The following is a 17,686-nucleotide window of genomic DNA, read 5'->3' on the forward strand; positions in this document are numbered from 1 at the left end:
TCTACGGCGGCGAGCCGACCGCGCCGGTCACCCGGGCCGCCGGCCACCCGGGGCCGCGGGGCAACGCGCCGGCTCGACCGGAGGTCCCGTGCGGCGCACCGGTGCCCGCCTGCGGCGAGCAGGCTCGCTTGGATAGATCGCCGGGCGGCCACGGGGGGAGCCGCCCGGCGATCCGCTGCATCCTACCCGGAGAAAACCCCCCTATGTCTACCCGTCCTCGGCCGTTTCGCGGATCGCGGGTGACCGGATGGCCCGGCCGGTCGGCCGGGAGCGGCAAATCCCGTTCCGCTTCGCGGTCGATCGGCCGGACATGCGACGCTTGGGGTCGTCGGCGCCGCGCCGACCCGTTGATCCGTGAACCTGCTGTGGAGGACCGGTGGCCCAGCCGACGACGCCCGACACCCCGAAGTCGCCCGAGCCGGGCGTCGCCGTCCCCGGCGGGGACAGCACCCCGGCCGAGGACGCCACCCTGCTCGAACGCGCTCTCTTCGAGGTCAAACGGGTGATCGTCGGGCAGGACCGGATGGTGGAGCGGATGTTCGTCGCCCTGCTCGCCCGGGGGCACTGCCTGCTCGAAGGGGTTCCGGGGGTGGCCAAGACCCTCGCGGTGGAGACCCTGGCCCGGGTGGTCGGCGGCACCTTCGCCCGGGTGCAGTTCACTCCGGACCTGGTCCCGGCCGACATCGTCGGCACCCGGATCTATCGACAGTCGAGCGAGAAGTTCGACGTCGAACTCGGGCCGGTCTTCGTGAACTTCCTCCTCGCCGACGAGATCAACCGGGCCCCGGCCAAGGTGCAGTCGGCGCTGCTCGAGGTGATGTCCGAGCAGCAGGTGTCGATCGGCGGCCAGACGCACCGGGTGCCGAATCCGTTCCTGGTGATGGCCACCCAGAACCCGATCGAGCAGGAGGGCGTGTATCCGCTTCCCGAGGCGCAGCGGGACCGCTTCCTGATGAAGATTCTCGTCGGATATCCCACCGACGCCGAGGAACGCGAGATCGTCTACCGGATGGGGGTCAGCGCTCCCGAGCCGGCGTCGGTCTTCACCCCGCTGGAACTGGTCGGGCTGCAACAGAAGGCCGACAGGGTATTCGTGCACAACGCCCTGGTCGACTACGCGGTGCGGCTGGTGCTGGCCACCCGCGCGCCGGCCGAGCACGGCATGCCGGACGTGGCCCAGCTCATCCAGTACGGCGCCAGCCCGCGCGCCTCGCTCGGCATCGTCCGGGCGACCCGGGCACTCGCCCTGATGCGTGGCCGTGACTACGCGCTGCCGCAGGACGTGCAGGACATCGCCCCGGACATCCTGCGGCACCGGCTGGTGCTCAGCTACGACGCGCTGGCCGACAACATCCCCGCCGACCACGTGGTCGACCGGGTGATGTCCACCATCCCGCTGCCGACGGTCGCGCCCCGGCAGAACGCCAGCCCGGCACCGCCGGCCGGTCCGGTACCCGGCCTCGCCCTCGGTCCCGCACCCGGCGGTGCGGGCGGTCCGGCGTGGCCCGGGCACCCGCCGGCATGATGGCGGTGACCGACACCAACCCGGCCCGGGCCGAGGCCGTCCTCTCCCGGTTGCAGCTGCTGGTCACCCGCAAACTCGACGGACTGCTCCAGGGCGACTACCTCGGGCTGCTGCCCGGGCCGGGGACCGAGGCGGGGGAGTCCCGGGAATACCGCCCCGGCGACGACGTACGCCGGATGGACTGGCCGGTGACCGCCCGTACGACCGTGCCGCACGTGCGGCGTACGGTCGCCGACCGGGAGCTGGAGACCTGGCTGGCGGTGGACCTCTCGGCCAGCCTCGACTTCGGCACCGGCCGCTGGCTCAAGCGGGAACTCGTGATCGCGGCGGCGGCGGCCATCGCCCACCTGACCGTGCGCGGCGGCAACCGGATCGGCGCGGTGATCGGCACCGGCCCGTCCCGGGACGGCAGCGGGATCAGACCGGCGTTCGGCGGAGCGGGCCGGGCGGCGTTCGGCGGGCCGGAGGTGTTGCGGCTGCCGGCCCGGCCGGGGCGGAAGGAGGCGCAGGGACTGCTCCGGAGCATCGCCGGCACGCCGATCCGCCCCGGCCGCACCGATCTCGGCCGGCTGGTGGACGCCCTCAACCGCCCGCCCCGGCGCCGGGGTATGGCCGTGGTGATCTCCGATTTTCTCGCCCCGCCCGAGCAGTGGGGTCGCCCGGTACGCAAGCTCCGGGTCCGGCACGAGGTGCTCGCCGTCGAGGTGCTGGACCCGCGCGAGCTCGAGCTGCCGGACGTCGGCGTGCTCCCGGTCGTCGACCCCGAGACCGGTGAGCTGCACGAGGTGCAGACCGCCGATCCACGGCTGCGGCGCCGTTACGCCGAAGCGGCGGCCGCCCAGCGTGCCGCCATCGCCCACGAGCTGCGCGCCGCCGGAGCGGCGCACCTGCGGCTGCGTACCGACTCCGACTGGCTGCTGGACATGGTGCGCTTCGTCGCGGCGCAGCGCCACGCCCGTACCGGAGGGACGACACGATGATCCGTTTTCTGCAACCGTGGTGGCTGCTCGCGGTGGTGCCGGTACTGCTGCTCGCCGGGGCGTACGTCTGGCGGCAACTGCACCGCCGCACGTACGCGATGCGGTTCACCAACGTCGAGCTGCTGCGCAACCTCGCGCCGAAGGGGATCGGCTGGCGCCGGCACGCCGCCGCCGGCGTGTTCCTGCTCAGCCTCCTGATCCTGGCCACCGGGATGGCCCGGCCCGCCGTGGACGTCAAACGGCCGCTGGAGCGGGCCACCATCATGCTGGCGATCGACGTGTCGCTGTCGATGGAGGCCAACGACGTGACGCCGAACCGGCTGGAGGCGGCGCAGGAGGCGGCCAAGCAGTTCGTCGGCGAGCTGCCGCCGAGCTACAACCTCGGGCTGGTCGCCTTCGCCAAGTCTGCCAACGTGCTGGTGCCACCGAGCAAGGACCGCCCGGCGATCATCCAGGCGATCGACGGCCTGGTGCTGGCCGAGGCGACCGCGACCGGTGAGGCGGTCTTCACCTGCCTGGAGGCGATCCGGTCGGTGCCGGCGGACGGTGCCCAGGGCATCCCGCCGGCCCGGATCGTGCTGCTATCCGACGGCTACCGCACCTCGGGGCGCTCGATCGAGGAGGCCGGGGCGGCGGCCCAGGCGGCGAACGTGCCGGTCTCGACGATCGCGTTCGGCACGGACTCCGGCTCGGTCGACATCGGCGGCCAACTACAGCGGGTGCCGGTCGACCGGCTCGCCCTGGCCGAACTCGCCGAGACGACCCAGGGCTTCTTCTACGAAGCGGCGTCGGTCAGCGAGCTGAAGCAGGTGTACCAGGACATGGGCAGTTCGATCGGGTTTCGCACCGAGGCCCGGGAGATAACCCAGTGGTACGCCGGGATCGCGCTGCTCTTCGCGCTCTGCGCCGCCGGGCTGAGCCTGCTCTGGACGTCCCGGCTGGTGTGACGGCCCACGCAGGCCGCGGAGGAGGGTTGTGGGCGTACCCGGTCGGTGCCGGTTACCGGCCCGGCCGGGTACGCGGGAACGGCCGGCCGGGTACGCGGGAACGGGAATGTGTTCGGCAGCGCCGACGAGGCGACGGTCGTGGCGTCCGTCGGCGCGACGCGACGGTCGCGGCGTACCTCACGGGGTCGCGCGGACCAGGATGAAGAGCACCACGATCCAGGCCGCGGCGAGGGTGAAGCCCAGCGGGGCGACGTAACGCTGCATGATTCTGCTCTCCGGGTGGCGACTGAGACGTCCCGGGCCGGCGCAGGGCCGGCCGGGGTGGGTCTTCGAGGATCAGCGGACGCGCACACGAAGTCGTGACCGGGCACTCCACACGATCGGCTCGGCGACAGCCGTCAGCACGCACAACCGGGACCGGCACTGCCGAGGGAGGCCGGAGTGGTCCGGGGTGCGGTGTGGAGCGGAAGCTGGGTCAGTCGGCGGGAGACGTCAGGGCTCGGGCGGACTGACCAGGGGCCCGGCCACGACTGGGAGGATCGCTATCTCGCACAGCGATCACCTCCATCTGTCGACCGGACCTGGAACCTGAGCCATCCTACACCCGGGCGATGGAGAGGCCGCAGCCGGCGGTGTGGTGTCGACTGTCGGCTCGCCGACTCCGGCGGGGTCACCGGGAGCGGAGGTCAGGCAGGCTCCGGGTCGCTCCGGGCCCGGCGACGGCCGGGTCCGAGCAGCACGCTCAGGACCAGGACGAACACCGGTAGCCAGACCAGTCGGGCAGCAATCCAGTCGGGTCCGTCCGGCGCGGTGTGCAGCCCGGGTACCGCACCGGCGCCGGACAGCCCGGCGGCGAGCGCGACCAGCGCGGTGACCCCGAGCAGGGTGCTCTGGTGCCAGAGGTAGACGCTGATCGCGACGCGGTTGAGCCGGCGTACCGCCGCCCACCGGCGTGGTCGGGCCAGCGCGCCGGCCAGCACCGGCCGGATCAGCAGCGCGGCGCCGACCTGGGCGGACGCCAGGCAGACCGCGAAGAGGGACGGCGGGTCGAGGTTGGACATACCGTCTCCGGGCACCCCCACCGCACTGGTGGGATACCCGGCGAGTCCCAGGCCGGCCATGCCGGCGGCTCCGCCCAGGAGCAGCCCGACGGCGGTACGCCGGTTGCCGAGCCGGCCACCGGCGAGCGCCATCCCGAGCAGGTACGGCAGCAGCCAGGCCGCCAGCACCGCCACCGGTACCCGCCATCCACCGTCGGGCAGCGGCACCGGCCAGCCCGCCGGGTCGATGCCCCGCCCGGCCAGGTCGCTCAGCGTGACCAACGTCACCGCCGGCACCGCCAGCCGGAGTGGCCCGTGCCGGTGCAGCGCCCGGGCCAGTGGGCCGGTCGACGCGACCATCGCCACCAGCGGCAGTAAGAACCACAGTGGACTGGCCACCAGCGTGACGGCGGTCCGCAGGGTGGCCGCCGGTGTGCCGAGCAGGGCTGCACAGGTCAGCACCACGAGCCAGCCGCCGAGGAGCAACAGCACCGGCCGCCCCAGCCGGCCGAGGCGCCGACGCAGCCACCGTGCCGAGGTGAGACCGCGGGCGGTGGCCGAGCCGAGCGACCGGGCCGAGGCGTACCCGCTGACGAAGAAGAAGAGCCCGAGCGTCTGGAGGAGCCAGGTCACCGGTGCGAGTACCGGCATGGCGGCCAGCGGACTCGCCATTCGCAACGCGCCGTCCGCGCCGAGGACCAGGCCGGTGACCAGCCAGTGTCCGAAGACGACACCACCGATCGCGTACGCCCGCAGCCCGTCGATGCCCCGGTCCCGCCCGCCGGTCTCCCGCCGCGGCCCGTCGGTCACCCGGTCCCGGTCGTCCGGGGACGGGCTGCCCGTACCGCGGTCCTGGCGGCCCGGCGCGGTGCCGGCGCGCCGCTGGCCGAGGATGTTCATCGGGCGCCCCCCGCCGTCCCACCCAATGCCGTTCGGGTTGCGCCGAGCGTGACCTGGGCCGTCGCGTGCAGCGTCGTGCTGCCCGGCACCAGATAGCCGTCGTGCCCGGTCACCCCGTCGACCGGAAGGGGCCGGGCCCCGAACGCCGGCTCGGCCGGCCGGACGCCGTGCCCGAAGCCGAACAGCCGCACCGGAGGCAGCCGTCGGATCCAGTCGTCCGGGGCCTCGGCGGCCCAGACACGTGCGCCGGTGTGCAGTCCGGCAACCTGGTCGACGCCCATCCCGATGCCGGCCAGCGCCACCAGATCGGTCACCTGGGCGGGCAACGCGGGCGCGGCCAGCCCGACCACCAGCGCGCCGTAGCTGTGCCCGATCAGTGTCATCGTCGCCTCGGGACGGTGCCCGGCCAGCGTCCGGGCAAGTTCGACCAGGGCGACCGCACCGTCCTGTGCGGTCTCCGCGCGGGCGGCCGCCCGGCCCAGCCCGCCCGGCGGGTCGTAGCCGAGCCAGGCCAGCACCGCGACCCGAGCACCGGGGCGGGCTGCGCGGATCTCCTGATACAGGGCCCGGGCCTGGGCGGCGGGGGCGCGTCGGCGTACCCCGCCCAGCCCGGAGTCGAAGTCCCGCAGCGTGCTGTCCACTCCGGGCACCAGTACGGCGATCCGGTCGGCGGTGCGGAGATCGCCGAGCACCTCCACGGCGAGCCCGTCACCGCGCGGATCGAAGGCGAGGAAGGTGCGGCCGGCGGCGACCCAGCAGGCGTACGGGCTGCCGGCCGCGCGCATCGCCGCCGCCACCGCCGGGTACGCCTCGACGAACCCGGCCGGCGCCACCGCCGTCCCGCCCGACGCGGCGGGTGGTGGCACCACCAGCCCCACCGCGAGCAGTCCCGCCACCACGCCCCGGATCGCCACCCTGCCCCGGATCGCCACCGCGTCCCGGATCGCGACCACGCTCCGGATCGCCACCGCGCCCCGCATCATCGGCCGCCGGCCCATCCCGCTCTCCCTCCGCTCCGCTCAGCTACGAGCCGAGGATGCGCGGCGGGAGGTGGTCGGCGCGTCACGCCACGGAGCGGCTTCCGCCGACCTACTCAGGTACTACCCGGGGCTACCCACGCACGAGCGCGGCGGCGGGCCGTTCCGGCGATCGCGACCCGGCGGTGGATCGCGACGCCGCCGGCGCCTACAGGTGGTCGCCGGCGGTGACCAGGCCGGACTCGTACGCGACCACGACCGCCTGGGCCCGGTCGCGCAGGTCGAGCTTGCTGAGGATCCGCCCGACGTGGGTCTTCACGGTCTGCTCGGCGACCACCAGCTCCTCGGCGATCTCGCCGTTGGAGCGGCCCCGCGCGACGAGCCGCAGCACCTCGGTCTCCCGGGGCGTGAGCCCGGCCAGGCTGGTCGGCCTGGGCCGGTCCCGACCGGGTCGGGCGGCGAACTCGGCGATCAGCCGGCGGGTCACGGCCGGGGCCAGCAGTGCATCGCCGGCCGCCACGACCCGTACCGCGTGCACCAGGTCGGCGGCGGGGGCGTCCTTCAGCAGGAAGCCGCTGGCTCCGGCCCGGAGTGCGTCGTAGACGTAGTCGTCGAGGTCGAACGTGGTCAGGATGAGCACCCGGGGGCGGTCGGAATCCCGCCGGTCGCCGAGGAGCTGCCGGGTGGCGGCCAGGCCGTCCAGCACCGGCATCCGGACATCCATCAGCACCACGTCCGGGTCCAGCCGCCGGGCGGCGGCGACGGCCTCCTGCCCGTCGGCCGCGTCCCCGACCACCAGCAGGTCGGGCTGGGCCGCCAGCAGCGCCCCGAACCCCTGCCGGACCATCGCCTGGTCGTCGGCGATCAGCACCCGGATCATCCGGCCACACCTCCGTACCGTCGGCCCTGGATCGTCATCCGGCTGCCTCCGCCGGGCCGTCGTAGGGGAGGTAGGCGGTCACCGCGTACCCCTGGTCGCTGGTCGGTCCGGCGCGGAGCCGGCCGCCGAGCAGCCGGGCCCGCTCCCGCATCCCGGTCAGGCCGTGCCCGGCCGGGCCGACAGCCTCCGGTGGCCGGCCGGCGGGCGCGCCGGCCGGGTCGTTCCAGACGCCGATCGTCAGCGCCTGCTCGCCAGCGTCCACCGCCACCCGCACCGCCGTCCCGGGGGCGTGCCGCGCCGCGTTGGCCAGGGCCTCCTGGATGATCCGGTACGCCGCCAGCCCGACCGCCTCGGGTACGGCCCGGCCGGCTACCGGCGCCGGATCGGCCGCCACGGTCACCGCCATGCCCGCCCGGCGGGCCGCCTCCACCAGCTCCGGCACGTCGGCCAGGCTCGGCTGCGGCGCGGTCTCCGGGGCGGCGGGCGACTCGCTGCGCAGCACGCCGAGCAGCCGGCGCATGTCGGCCAGCGCCTCCCGGGCCGAGCCGGCGATCGCGGTGAACTCGGCGCGGGCCGGCTCGGACAGCTCGGCCAGCCGGTAGGGGGCGGTCTCCGCCTGCACGGCGATCATCGACATGTGGTGCGCGACGACGTCGTGCATCTCCCGGGCGATCCGGGTGCGTTCCTCCAGTACGGCGCGCCGGGCCTGCTCCAGCTCGCTCCGTTCGGCCTGCTCGGCCAGGGCCCGCTGGCTCTGCCGGCGCCGGCGTACCTGGTCGCCGACGAGCACGACCGCGGTGAAGAGGACGGCGACGCCGTGCGCGTTCGCCGCCGTTCCCACGAACAGGTACGCCGGCACCACGCTGAGCAGCCCCGCCCAGGCGGCGACCCCCAGGGTGGTCCGGCCGGCCAGCAGGAGCAGGACGAAGAGGAAGGCGACTACCTGCACCGGGCTCCACGGCCACGTGTCCGCCGGCCGTGCGTCGACGACGCCCACGAAGAGCATGAGGTAGCCGAGCCGCCAGGCGAGCAGTGGGCGGAACGGGGCCAGCACGGCCGGTAGGCTCCCGCCGATGCCGAGCCCGATCACCAGCCACCCGGCCAGGTCGCGGGTGTCCGTCAGGTACTGCACACCGGCGACGGTCAGGCCGAACACCGCGAAGACCAGCACCGGTATCACGAACGGCTGGATCCGCTGCCACCGCCGCCGCCACCGGCCGGGCGGTCCGACCGGCGGGGACGGCGGGTAGTCCGCACCGACCAGCAGCCGGCGCAGGTCGTCCAGTGCGCCGCGCAGCGTGCCGGCCGGACCGTTCTCCATCAACGGCAGGGTACGGCGTCCGGGGGCGGCGGTCGTGACCCTGCGGGACGATCCGTGGCGGCCCGCCGGGTAGTACCGGGGTAGCAGCCGAGTGGTACCGGGGTAGCACGCGGCACCCGGTTACGGATTACCTGCCGGTAGCGCCTAGTCTCCAACCGCACGTCACCGCGCCACCGGCTTGCAGGTCCACCCGGGCGGGAGGCCGGGACCGCGTAGCATCCGTACCGTCCGTGAGGAGGACACCCGTGGCCCGAACCGTGCTGGTGACCGGAGGCAACCGGGGCATCGGCCTGGCCATCGCGCAGGCCTTCGCCAAGCAGGGCGACCGGGTCGCGGTCACCCACCGGGGCAGCAACCCACCCGCCGATCTCTTCGGCGTCCGGTGTGACGTCACCGACAGCGCCGAGGTCGACGCGGCCTTCTCGGCTGTCGAGGCGGAGCTGGGCCCGGTCGAGGTGCTGGTGGCCAATGCCGGCATGACCGACGACACGCTGCTGCTGCGGATGTCCGAGGAACAGTTCACCGGCGTCCTCGACGCCAACCTGACCGGCGCCTGGCGGTGCGCCAAGCGGGCCTCCACCAAGATGCTCCGGGCCCGGTGGGGCCGCATGATCTTCATCTCCTCGGTGGTCGGGTTGAGTGGCGGTGCCGGCCAGGTGAACTACGCGGCGAGCAAGGCCGGTCTGGTCGGGGTGGCCCGGTCGATCACCCGGGAGCTGGGCGGCCGGAACATCACCGCCAACGTCGTCGCGCCCGGGTTCATCGATACCGACATGACGGCCGTGCTCTCCGAGGAGCGCAAGGCGGAGATCGCCGCGTCCATCCCGGCGGGCCGGATGGCCAGCCCGGACGAGGTCGCCGGGGTGGTGGCCTGGCTCGCCTCCGACGCCGCGGGCTACGTCTCCGGGGCGGTCATCCCGGTCGACGGCGGCCTCGGCATGGGCCACTGACCGCCCTCGGCATGGGCTACTGACCGCCCTCGGCACGGGGCACCGCCCTCGGCACGGGGCACTGACCGGCCTCGCCATGGGGCACTGACCGGCCTCGCCATGGGGCACTGACTGGCACAATCGCCCAGGCGCCGTCGGCCGGCCGGGACGGACCCGGGACCGGCCACGGGACGCGGGGACCACGAGGCAATGGAGGATCTTCACGTGTCTGGACTGCTGGCCGGCAAGCGGCTGCTCGTCACCGGTGTCATCACCGACCAGTCGATCGCCTTCTCGGTGGCGAGGCTCGCCCAGGAGAACGGCGCGACCGTGGTACTGACCGGCTTCGGCCGGATGTCCCTGGTCGAGCGGATCGCGAAGCGGCTGCCACAGCCCGCACCCGTGATCGAGCTGGACGTCACCGACCCCGCGCACCTGACCAGCCTGGCCGACCGGGTACGCGAGCACGTCGACGGGCTGGACGGGGTGGTCCACTCGATCGCCTTCGCCCCGCAGAGCTGCCTCGGCGGCGGGTTCCTGGACGCGCCGTGGGAGGACGTGGCGACCGCGGTCCAGGTCTCGACGTACTCCTACAAGTCACTCGCGGTGGCCGCGCTGCCGCTGATGAGCCCGGGTGGCGCGGTGGTCGGGCTCACCTTCGACGCCACCAAGGCCTGGCCGGTGTACGACTGGATGGGTGTCGCAAAGGCCGGCCTGGAGTCCGCCTCCCGCTACCTGGCGCTGCACCTGGGCCCGAAGGGTATCCGCAGCAACCTGGTCTCGGCCGGGCCGCTGCGCACAATGGCGGCGAAGTCGATCCCCGGCTTCCAGCAGTTCGAGGACGCCTGGGCCGAGCGCGCGCCGCTGGGCTGGGCCCTGACCGACCAGGAGCCGGCCGCGCGGGCCTGTCTGGCCCTCCTCTCCGACTGGTTCCCGGCAACCACCGGTGAGATCGTGCACGTCGACGGCGGCTACCACGCCCTCGGCGCCGCGATGTAGCGCAAGGAAGGGCCCCTTCTTATCGCTTTTTGTATAGGAAGGGCCCCCGCCAATCAGGGCCCCCGCCAATCAGCTCGGAGCGGCGGGGAGAATGGCGGTATGTCGTACGACGCCGTGGTGCTGATCTCGTTCGGCGGGCCGGAACGGCCCGACGACGTCCTGCCCTTCCTCGCCAACGTCACCCGGGGGCGGAACGTGCCGCCGGAGCGACTGACCGAGGTCGCCGAGCACTACCAGCACTTCGGCGGTGTCTCACCGATCAACCAGCAGTGCCGCGACCTGCTCGCCGCGATCCGGGCGGACTTCGCCGCGCACGACCTCGACCTGCCGGTGTACTGGGGCAACCGGAACTGGCACCCCCTGCTGGCCGACACGGTGACCCAGCTGCGCGACGACGGGATCCGATCCGCGCTCGGCTTCGTGACCAGCGCCTACGGCGGCTATTCTTCCTGTCGTCAGTATCTGGAGGACATCGTGACCGCGCGGGCGGCGGTCGGGCCGGACGCGCCGCGGATCGACAAGCTGCGGCAGTACTGGGATCATCCCGGCTTCGTCGAGCCGCACGCGGACGCGGTCGCCAGCGCGCTGGCCACCCTCGACCCGGGCCGGCGGGACAGCACCCGGTTGGTCTTCACCGCCCACTCGGTCCCGGTCTCGATGGCCGCCTCCGCCGGTCCGTCGGGCGGCCGGTACGAGGCACAGCTCCGCGAGACCGCCGCGCTGGTGGCCGAGCGGGCGGCGCCCGGCCTCCCGTACGACCTGGTCTGGCAGAGCCGGTCCGGGCCGCCGCAGGTGCCGTGGCTGGAGCCGGACGTCAACGACCACCTGCGGGCGTTGCCGGCCGAGGGGGTGACCTCGGTGGTGGTCAGCCCGATCGGTTTCGTCTCCGACCACCTGGAGGTGGTCTGGGACCTCGACACCGAGGCGGCGGCGACCGCCAAGCAGCTTGGCCTCGACTTCGTCCGGGCCGCCACCCCGGGCACCGACCGGCGGTTCGTCGCGATGGTCCGGGAACTCGTGACGGAGCGGCTTAACCCGGCGGACACGGCACTGCGACGCCGGCTGGGTACGCTGCCCGCCTGGGACACCTGTCCGGCCGGCTGCTGCCTGCCGGCCCGGCGCCCCTGACCGGTAACATCCGGCGTCCCCGGTCATCCACAGGAGAGCTATGAGCAAGAACAGCCCGCTCGCCGCCCGGCCAGGAGGCCCGGCGTGAGCGACAGGAAGCCGGTGGAGAGCTGGCTCACCGACATGGACGGGGTACTGGTGCACGAGGGGCAGCCGGTGCCCGGCGCGCCCGAGTTCGTCCGCGCGCTGCGCGCCTCGGGCAAGCCGTTCCTGATCCTCACCAACAATTCCATATACACCGCCCGCGACCTCCAGGCCCGGCTGAACCGGATGGGCTTCGACGTCCCCGAACATGCGATCTGGACCGCGGCGCTGGCCACCGCCCAGTTCCTGGCCGACCAGCGCCCGGGCGGCACGGCGTACGTGATCGGCGAGGCCGGGCTGACCACCGCGATGCACGCCGTCGGGTACGTGCTGACGGACTTCGCACCCGACTACGTGGTGCTGGGCGAGACCCGCACCTACAGCTTCGAGGCGATCACGAAGGCGGTCCGGCTCATCGACGGCGGCGCCAGGTTCATCTGCACGAACCCGGATCCGACCGGCCCCTCCACGGAGGGAGCGCTGCCGGCCGCCGGCTCGGTAGCGGCGATGATCTCGAAGGCGACCGGGGTGGAGCCGTACTTCGTCGGCAAACCCAACCCGATGATGATGCGCTCGGCCCTGAACACCATCGACGCGCACTCCGAGACGACCGCGATGATCGGTGACCGGATGGACACCGACATCCTCTGCGGGCTGGAGGCCGGGTTGCAGACCGTGCTGGTGCTCACCGGGATCAGCACGCGGGCCGAGGCCGAGCGCTACCCGTACCTGCCGTCCCGGATCGTATCCTCGGTCGCCGACCTGATGGACGAGATCTGAACCGCCCGGTCCGACGGGGTCACCGGTCGGACCGGGCCTGGGGCGCTCAGGCGGAGAGCGGGGCGTTGCAGGCCGCCACGACCGCCCGGCGGCAGGCGGCGGTGAGCGGGCGGAGCGCGGCGTCGCGCTGCTGGGCCTCGTATCCGTTGACCGAACCGCCGGGCGCGACGTGCTCCGCCAGCGCCAGCACCTGGTCGAGCACGCTGGCCCGGGCGAAGAGCCGCCGGGAGCGCGGGTCGAAGCCGGGCGGCAGGTCCATCCCGCTGTCGGGCCGGCGCAGCGCGGCGAGCGCGCCGGCCAGCTCCGGGCGCCACTGCGCGACGTCGAGTCGGGTCAGCGCCGCGGTCGCCTCGGCCAGGCACACCGCGAGTTCGGCCTCGGCCTCGGCCGCACCCGGGCCGGCCAGCGAGGCGGTCGGTGCGCTCTCCGGCAGCGGATGGACCCGCCACAGCACCGTCTCGAACGTCACGCCGGACCCGCTGGTGTGCGTGCGCACCTCGGGAATCACGCCCAGCCCCCGCGCCACCACCGCCTCGCCGGCGAGCAGGGCCGCCGAGGCGAACGGACCCGGACCGGGCAGCCCGCGCGGGTCGCCCGGGGCGGGCAGCACCAGCCGGATCTCGTCGGGCGAGAGCTTGGAGAAGGCGGAGAGCGCGTCCCGCAGCGGGACGTCGGTCCAGGCGCCCGGGGCGTCGGCGACGAGGTGTTCCTCACCGGCGGCGATCTCGTCGGCGATCTCGTCGTACGGCACCAGCCCGGCACGCCATGCGCGTACCCAGGCCACGAAGCGGCTGGACCGGCGCGCCACGAGAGTTGCCGCGCCCGTTGCGGGGGACATGCGGTTAGGGTACGTGCTTCCTGCGCCGGCTGTCTCGGTGCCGGCCGCTGGCGCGTCAACGTCGAGCGGGCGGCCGGCGGCGGCTAGCGTCGCCACCATGGGGAGAATGTACGGCGACGACGTACTCGCCGGGGACCGGCGGCGGCGCAGGGTCGTACCCGAGGTGGCGGCCGAGCCCGACCTGGTGGTGGAGGACGCCGATTCGGGGTTCTGCGGCGCGGTGGTGGGTTTCGAGTCCGGTGCGGTGGTGCTGGAGGACAGGCACGGACGGCGGCGCAACTTCCCGCTGCTGCCGGCGGCGTTCCTGCTCGACGGCGAGCCGGTGACCCTGCGCCGACCGGCGCCCTCGGCCGCGCCGGCACCGCGTCGGCGGACCGCCTCCGGCTCGGTTTCGGTGGCCGGAGTACGTGCCCGGGTGGCCAAGGCCAGCAGGATCTGGGTGGAGGGCGTGCACGACGCCGCGCTGGTGGAGCGGATCTGGGGCGACGACCTGCGGATCGAGGGCGTGGTGGTGGAGCCGCTGGACGGCATCGACGCGCTCGCCGAGCGGGTCCGCGAGTTCGGTCCCGGCCCCGGACGGCGGTTGGGTGTGCTCGTCGACCACCTGGTGCCCGGCTCGAAGGAGAGCCGGATCGTCGCGGCGGTCACCTCGCCGGACGTGCTGGTCACCGGGCACCCGTACGTCGACGTGTGGCAGGCCGTGAAGCCGGCGGCGCTCGGCATCCGGCAGTGGCCGGTGGTGCCGCCGGGACAGCCGTGGAAGGAGGGTGTCTGCGCGGCTCTCGGGGTCGCCGAGCCGGCCGAGATGTGGCGGCGGATCCTCTCCCGGGTCGACAGTTTCCACGACGTCGAGACGCCCCTGATCAACGCGATGGAGCGCCTGATCGACTTCGTCACCGTGCCCTGATCGACTTCGTCACCGTGCCCTGATCCGGGCTGCGTCACCGTGCCCTGATCCGGGCTGCGTCAGCGTGCGTGAGTCGGCGGCGCAGCCCGGATCAGTCGAGGCGGTCCGGGTCCCGGGTGAAGACGAAGGTGGCGATGTCGAGTGCCGTGACGGCACCGGCCCGGTCGCGGCGGACCGAGAGGATCTCGCCGTCGTTCCAGCCGGACCGGCCCTGCCAGCGGCCGGTGGCGTCCCGGCCGAAGCGCGAGGCCGGGACGGGGCCGGGCGGTAGCTGGCTGATCACCAGTTCCTCGGCCGTCGGCTCCCACGCCACCTCGAACTCCCGGCCCATCCACCACCACCGGCCGGTCAGCTCGGCAATCTCCCCGGTCGGTACGGCGGTCGCCGGTCGCCAGGGCCGGACCGGCACGGGTTCGGCGTCGAGCACCGTACTGAGCACCTGCCGGCCGAGCATCGGGAGGGAGCCGCTGCGCAGCCCGTACGCGTTGGCGAAGCCGACTACGCCGATGCCGGAGGGGCGGTGCACCGAGAGCGTCGCCACATAGCCGGGCATCGAGCCGCCGTGCCCGGTGTAGACCCGGTCGCCGGCCCGGTGCAGCTCCAGGCCGAGCCCGTAGCCGGCGGTCCAGGAGTCCAGATCCGCCATTGCCACCGGTACGCACATCTCGGCGAGCGTGCCCGGAGCGATGATCTCCGGATCGGGGTCGGCGAGGAAGCCGGCCCAGCGTGCCAGGTCGGCCAGGCTCGCCCAGAGCTGCCCGGCCGGGGCCATCGCCCCGGTGTCGGTACGCGGCTCCTCGCGCAGCGTGCCGTGCCAGGGATGCACGACGTAGCCGCGGGCGTACGGTTCCGCCGGCTGGTAGGAGGTGCGGGTCATCTGTAACGGATCGAGCAGGCGGGACCGGACGAGCTTCCACCACGACTCCCCGGTGCACCGTTCCAGCACCGCCCCGAGCAGCCCGTAGGCCAGATTGGAGTAGTGGAAGGTGCGGTGCGCCGGGAAGGCCCGTTTGGCGCCGGTCAGGGCGGCCAGCAGGGTCGCCAGGTCGGCGCCGGCGGAGCGCTCCCACCACTCGCCGTCCGGCTCGCGTTGCAGTCCGGCGGCGTGGCCGAGCAACTCGCGCAGCCGGAGCGTGCCGAGCGGGGTACCGGGCAGGTGCCGCTCCAGCGGGTCGTCGAGGTCGAGCAGCCCGTCGTCGCGCTGGCGTAGCAGGAGTACCGCTGTCATGGTCTTGGTGATCGAGCCGATCCGGTACTGCATCTCCGGGTCGGGTGCCGGGGTCTCGCCGGCGGCGGCGACGTGGACGAGCCCGCCGGCCGGGACGTCCCGCCCTGCCCCCGCACCAGCGGTGGCGGACTGGGCCCGGAGCACCCCGAGGATCAGCGAGGGAGCCCGGCCCACGGCCTGGGCTTGGGCCACGAGCGCGTCGACCCGGCGGGCGGTCTCCGGCGGCAGGCCGGTCTCCGGCGGCAGGCCGGTCTCCGGCGGCAGGCCGGTCTCTGGCGACAGCGGGTCCAAGGGTGCCTCCTCGAACGTCGGGTACGGGAACCGGACTGGACGATCCGAACCTGACCGGATTATCCGAACCGGACCGGTCGGGGCGGAACCGGACCCCGGTGAGGACGGGGGTCCGATCGTCCCCGTTCGATGCGAGATCTTATGCGTGTCGATCGCGGGTCGCCGACACGTGCACCACCGTGACAGGATCGAGAGGTGGAGCCGCTCCTGTGGATCGTATTGGGCGTCGTACTGGTCATCGCCGAGATCTTCACGACGACGCTCTTCCTGGTCATGTTCGGGGTCGGGGCGTTCGCCGCCGCCGGCGCCGCCGCGCTCGGTGCTCCGTTCGCCGTCCAGGCGATCGTCTTCGCCGCGGTCTCGGCGCTCACCGTGGCGTTCGCCCGGCCGACCATCCAGCGGCACCGGGCGGCGGAGTTGACCGGCGACGAGCAGCCGTTCGGGGTGCACGCCATCACCGGCAGCAGTGCCCTGGTGCTGGAGCAGGTCGATGCCGACCGCGGGGTGGTCAAGATCGACGGAGAGATCTGGACCGCCCGCTCCTACGACGCCACCCAGGTGATCCCGGAGGGCGTCCGGGTGCGGGTGATCGAGGTCAGAGGTGTGACGGCCCTGGTGTGGCAGGACGAGTTCACACTTGACGAGCAACCAGATAAAGACCAACAACCAGATAAAGACAGATAGAGACAGATAAAAGAGGTGAGCGCGACGTGGATACGGTGATCGGTCTGCTGTTGGCCGCCGTGGCACTGATCACGGTGGTCACCCTGGTGCGCGCGGTGCGGATCGTGCCGCAGCAGCGGGAGGACGTGGTCGAGCGGCTCGGCCGGTACAAGCGCACCCTCAACCCCGGGCTCAACCTCCTGGTGCCCTTCATCGACGCGGTGCGGACCAAGGTCGATATGCGGGAGCAGGTGGTCAGCTTCCCACCCCAGCCCGTGATCACCTCGGACAACCTGGTCGTCTCGATCGACACGGTGCTCTATTTCAAGGTCGTCGACTCGGTGAAGGCCACCTACGAGATCTCCAACTTCCTCCAGGCCATCGAGCAGTTGACCGTCACCACCCTGCGGAACGTCATCGGCTCGCTCGACCTGGAGCGGGCGCTGACCAGCCGTGAGGAAATCAACCGGCACCTCTCCGGCGTACTGGACGAGACGACCGGACGGTGGGGCATCAAGGTGACCCGGGTCGAGATCAAGGCGATCGAGCCGCCGCCGAGCATCCGCGACTCGATGGAGAAGCAGATGCGCGCCGAGCGGGACCGCCGGGCCGCGATTCTGAACGCGGAGGGGCACAAGCAGTCGCAGATCCTCTCCGCCGAGGGTGAGAAGCAGGCGGCGGTGCTCCGCGCCGACGGTGACCGGCAGGCCCGGATCCTCCAGGCGGAGGGCCAGGCGAAGGCGATCCGTACCGTCTTCGACGCCATCCACCAGGCCAACCCGAGCCAGAAGGTGCTGGCCTACCAATACCTCCAGGCGCTGCCGCAGATCGCCAACGGCCAGGCCAACAAGGTCTGGATCGTGCCGGCCGAGATGACCAAGGCGCTGGAGGGGCTCGGCGGCGCGCTCGGCGGGCTGAGCCGGGCGGCCGGCGACGAGCCGCAGGCCGGCGTCGACTCCGGCGCCGTGGAGCGGGAGGCGGCCGAGGCGGCCCGCGCCGCCGCCGAGGCGGCGCAGGAGGTCAACGCGGAGGTACGCGCCGCCGAGGCGCAGGTGACCTCCCGACCCACCAGCCCGCAGGGGTTGCCGGCACCCGAACCGGTCTCGCCGGACAGCCTCGCTGGCGACTCCACTGTGGACAGGCAGCCGGAGCGGGGCTGACGCCGTCGCGCCGGACAGCCGTCCGGTGGCGGCACGGCATATTCGACAAAGCGTCCGCGCGGCGCCCCGGCACCTGACACGATCTGTCTAGCGACGGGTGGTGACCAGG

Annotated in this window: 16 protein-coding genes; 10 read left to right on the plus strand and 6 right to left on the minus strand. The window is 73.3% G+C overall.

What is annotated here, in order from left to right; all coding sequences use genetic code 11:
• Positions 1-376: 376 nt before the first annotated feature.
• Genes ACN28C_RS16240 through ACN28C_RS16250 form a run of 3 tightly spaced genes read left to right on the plus strand, consistent with a single transcriptional unit; the run spans position 377 to position 3,452 of the window.
• On the plus strand, positions 377-1,525 hold the full coding sequence (locus ACN28C_RS16240; RefSeq protein ID WP_422774275.1) for an AAA family ATPase: 1,149 nt from the start codon (positions 377-379) through the stop codon (positions 1,523-1,525).
• Entirely contained in the window at positions 1,522-2,505 is a 984-nt protein-coding gene (locus tag ACN28C_RS16245) for a DUF58 domain-containing protein (protein WP_422774698.1), read from the plus strand. Before ACN28C_RS16240 ends, ACN28C_RS16245 begins: the two co-directional genes overlap by 4 nt.
• The gene (locus ACN28C_RS16250; RefSeq protein ID WP_422774276.1) at positions 2,502-3,452 is read left to right on the plus strand and encodes a VWA domain-containing protein; all 951 of its coding nucleotides are present in this window, start codon (positions 2,502-2,504) and stop codon (positions 3,450-3,452) included. The genes ACN28C_RS16245 and ACN28C_RS16250 overlap by 4 nt, the downstream gene beginning before the upstream one ends.
• A gap of 686 nt (positions 3,453-4,138) precedes the next feature.
• Here ACN28C_RS16250 and ACN28C_RS16255 read toward each other — a convergent pair.
• The 4 genes from ACN28C_RS16255 to ACN28C_RS16270 all read right to left on the minus strand — a co-directional run bounded on the left by ACN28C_RS16255 (position 4,139) and on the right by ACN28C_RS16270 (position 8,570).
• Positions 4,139-5,392: an acyltransferase family protein gene (locus ACN28C_RS16255; protein WP_422774277.1), complete on the minus strand. Its 1,254-nt coding sequence runs from the start codon at positions 5,390-5,392 to the stop codon at positions 4,139-4,141.
• Positions 5,389-6,390 carry an alpha/beta hydrolase gene (locus ACN28C_RS16260; RefSeq protein ID WP_422774278.1) on the minus strand — a complete coding sequence of 334 codons (1,002 nt, stop codon included), beginning with the start codon at positions 6,388-6,390 and terminating at the stop codon, positions 5,389-5,391. The genes ACN28C_RS16255 and ACN28C_RS16260 overlap by 4 nt, the downstream gene beginning before the upstream one ends.
• 187 nt (positions 6,391-6,577) lie before the next feature.
• Positions 6,578-7,249, minus strand: a complete 672-nt coding sequence (locus ACN28C_RS16265) for a response regulator (protein ID WP_422774279.1) — start codon at positions 7,247-7,249, stop codon at positions 6,578-6,580.
• 34 nt (positions 7,250-7,283) lie between these two features.
• Positions 7,284-8,570, minus strand: coding sequence for a sensor histidine kinase (locus ACN28C_RS16270; RefSeq protein WP_422774280.1), 1,287 nt, complete (start codon positions 8,568-8,570; stop codon positions 7,284-7,286).
• A gap of 245 nt (positions 8,571-8,815) precedes the next feature.
• Between ACN28C_RS16270 and fabG the strand changes: the two genes are divergently transcribed.
• The 4 genes from fabG (at position 8,816) to ACN28C_RS16290 (ending at position 12,490) form a co-directional block, all read left to right on the plus strand.
• Positions 8,816-9,520: a 3-oxoacyl-ACP reductase FabG gene (gene fabG / locus ACN28C_RS16275; RefSeq protein WP_422774281.1), complete on the plus strand. Its 705-nt coding sequence runs from the start codon at positions 8,816-8,818 to the stop codon at positions 9,518-9,520.
• A gap of 204 nt (positions 9,521-9,724) precedes the next feature.
• Positions 9,725-10,498, plus strand: a complete 774-nt coding sequence (gene fabI / locus ACN28C_RS16280; RefSeq protein WP_422774282.1) for an enoyl-ACP reductase FabI — start codon at positions 9,725-9,727, stop codon at positions 10,496-10,498.
• A gap of 99 nt (positions 10,499-10,597) precedes the next feature.
• Positions 10,598-11,626 carry a ferrochelatase gene (locus ACN28C_RS16285; protein WP_422774283.1) on the plus strand — a complete coding sequence of 343 codons (1,029 nt, stop codon included), beginning with the start codon at positions 10,598-10,600 and terminating at the stop codon, positions 11,624-11,626.
• 84 nt (positions 11,627-11,710) lie between these two features.
• Positions 11,711-12,490 (plus strand): HAD-IIA family hydrolase, encoded by a 780-nt coding sequence (locus ACN28C_RS16290; protein ID WP_422774284.1) that lies wholly within the window; start codon positions 11,711-11,713, stop codon positions 12,488-12,490.
• Between the two features lie 46 nt (positions 12,491-12,536).
• Here ACN28C_RS16290 and ACN28C_RS16295 read toward each other — a convergent pair whose 3' ends face one another.
• The gene (locus ACN28C_RS16295) at positions 12,537-13,328 is read right to left on the minus strand and encodes a hypothetical protein (RefSeq protein WP_422774285.1); all 792 of its coding nucleotides are present in this window, start codon (positions 13,326-13,328) and stop codon (positions 12,537-12,539) included.
• 97 nt (positions 13,329-13,425) lie between these two features.
• Between ACN28C_RS16295 and ACN28C_RS16300 the strand changes: the two genes are divergently transcribed.
• Positions 13,426-14,235 (plus strand): DUF3097 domain-containing protein, encoded by an 810-nt coding sequence (locus tag ACN28C_RS16300; RefSeq protein WP_422774286.1) that lies wholly within the window; start codon positions 13,426-13,428, stop codon positions 14,233-14,235.
• A 91-nt stretch (positions 14,236-14,326) separates the two neighbouring features.
• On the opposite strand, the gene ACN28C_RS16305 is transcribed toward ACN28C_RS16300, so the two are convergent.
• Complete coding sequence (locus ACN28C_RS16305; protein WP_422774699.1) at positions 14,327-15,745, minus strand: serine hydrolase domain-containing protein; 1,419 nt, start codon at positions 15,743-15,745, stop codon at positions 14,327-14,329.
• Between the two features lie 204 nt (positions 15,746-15,949).
• Between ACN28C_RS16305 and ACN28C_RS16310 the strand changes: the two genes are divergently transcribed.
• Positions 15,950-16,438 (plus strand): NfeD family protein, encoded by a 489-nt coding sequence (locus ACN28C_RS16310; protein ID WP_422774287.1) that lies wholly within the window; start codon positions 15,950-15,952, stop codon positions 16,436-16,438.
• Positions 16,439-16,464: 26 nt separating this feature from the next.
• Positions 16,465-17,577, plus strand: a complete 1,113-nt coding sequence (locus ACN28C_RS16315; RefSeq protein WP_422774288.1) for an SPFH domain-containing protein — start codon at positions 16,465-16,467, stop codon at positions 17,575-17,577.
• The last annotated feature ends 109 nt before the right edge of the window (positions 17,578-17,686 follow it).

Origin of the sequence: Plantactinospora sp. WMMC1484, assembly GCF_049315195.1 — a bacterium.
Classification (GTDB): domain Bacteria; phylum Actinomycetota; class Actinomycetes; order Mycobacteriales; family Micromonosporaceae; genus Plantactinospora.